This is a genomic window from Bacteroides sp. RTP31139st1_H2_RTP31139_211217, assembly GCF_040227615.1.
GTDB lineage: Bacteria > Bacteroidota > Bacteroidia > Bacteroidales > Bacteroidaceae > Bacteroides > Bacteroides uniformis.
The window spans coordinates 1-1,745 of sequence record NZ_JBCNZM010000060.1 but is presented as its reverse complement, the minus strand read 5'-3'; the positions used below and the strand labels follow the sequence as shown (position 1 = coordinate 1,745).

The 1,745-nt window shown below is 43.0% G+C and carries 1 protein-coding gene and 2 pseudogenes; all 3 read left to right on the top strand.

From position 1 onward, the window contains the following. Positions 1 to 596: pseudogene (locus tag ABUA47_RS11750) on the top strand (DoxX family protein); the annotation flags it as partial. 65 nt (positions 597 to 661) lie between these two features. Then, complete coding sequence (tpiA, locus tag ABUA47_RS11745) at positions 662 to 1,417, top strand: triose-phosphate isomerase (RefSeq protein ID WP_005829974.1); 756 nt, start codon at positions 662 to 664, stop codon at positions 1,415 to 1,417. 101 nt (positions 1,418 to 1,518) lie between these two features. Next, a pseudogene (locus tag ABUA47_RS11740) lies at positions 1,519 to 1,745 on the top strand (SPOR domain-containing protein); the annotation flags it as partial.

Here is a 1,745-nt window from a genome sequence, read left to right as displayed (position 1 = left end):
GTACATGGACGTGGGTAGAATCGCGTACGATACTGAAGGAAAAAGGTTATGAACCTCCCATTCATGATTTTTCCATGATGAGTCTGGATACATGGGAAGATATAACGGACAGCGTACTGTCGGATAAAGGATATACGTTTCTGCTGGTTGCCCATCGGATAGAAGGAGCGGACGACAGTAACATCGACCTTATCAATGAAATATACGATTACAGTGTGGAGCATGGTTATGGCTTTTATGCCTTGACTTCATCTCCGGAAGACGAGATAGAATTGTGGCGTGACAAGACTGGAGCGGAATACCCTTTCTGCCAGACAGATGATATTACGCTGAAGACCATTATCCGTTCAAATCCCGGTTTGCTGTTGGTAAAGGACGGAACAATTTTGAATAAGTGGAGTGACAACCGGCTGCCTGATGAATATGTGCTGACCGATAGCCTGGACAAGTTGGAATTGGGCAAGCAGAAGCAGGAAAGTGACTTACAAACAATAGGCTATGTGTTGCTGTGGTTCATCCTTCCTCTGATGATGGTGCTTTGTGTCGATATTTTAGTCGTAAGGCGCCGGGAGAAACAACGCCTCAGACAACAATAGTATCAAATAGTAAATAGTAAATTGTCAAATAGTAAATACATTAACCCTTTTAATAATAAAACAAAATGAGAAAAAACATTGTTGCAGGAAACTGGAAAATGAACAAAACCCTCCAAGAGGGTATTGCTCTTGCAAAAGAACTGAATGAAACATTGGCTAACGAAAAGCCTAACTGTGATGTAATCATCTGTACTCCGTTTATCCACCTGGCATCTGTTACTCCTTTGGTAGACGCTGCCAAGATTGGTGTAGGTGCAGAAAACTGTGCAGACAAGGAGTCAGGCGCATATACCGGCGAAGTATCAGCTGCTATGGTTGCTTCTACTGGTGCAAAATATGTCATTCTGGGTCACTCTGAACGTCGTGCTTACTATGGTGAAACAGTTGCTATTCTGGAAGAAAAAGTAAAATTGGCTTTGGCTAACGGTCTGACTCCGATTTTCTGTATCGGTGAGGTATTGGAAGAACGTGAAGCAAACAAGCAGAATGAAGTGGTAGCCGCTCAGCTGGCTTCTGTATTCTCTTTGTCTGCCGAAGATTTCTCTAAGATTATTTTGGCTTACGAGCCGGTTTGGGCTATCGGTACCGGTAAGACTGCTACTGCAGAACAAGCACAGGAAATCCACGCTTTCATCCGTTCCTTGATTGCTGAAAAGTATGGTAAGGAAATTGCTGACAACTGCTCTATCCTTTATGGTGGCAGCTGTAAGCCTTCTAATGCAAAGGAACTGTTTGCCAACCCGGATGTTGACGGCGGTCTGATTGGTGGTGCTGCCTTGAAGGTTTCTGACTTCAAGGGTATCATCGATGCCTTTAATTAAATAGTTGAAAGCTGAAAGTTGAAAATGGATTGCATGTCGTATCTGCATAACTGTTTTCCATTTTCAGCTTTCCATTTTCCGTTATATAAAGATATTGACTCATGAAAAAGCTTGGTTTACTTTTAGTTGCATGTTTCGCTTTTGCAACGATTTCTGTAGCGCAGAATAATATTGTGAAAAGCCTGGAACGTAATGTGCCGGGACAAGGCAAGGTGACTATCCATCAAGATGCACGCATTGCGGCATTGATAGGTTCGGAGTATGTTCCTGCCGGTTCGGATGAGCAGAAAGTGATTAAAAGTTCGGGTTACCGCATACAAGTTTATGC

Excerpts from the sequence above, each read along its gene's own strand:
- tpiA (WP_005829974.1), top strand. The coding sequence starts at position 662 with ATGAGAAAAAACATTGTTGCAGGAAACTGGAAAATGAACAAAACCCTC.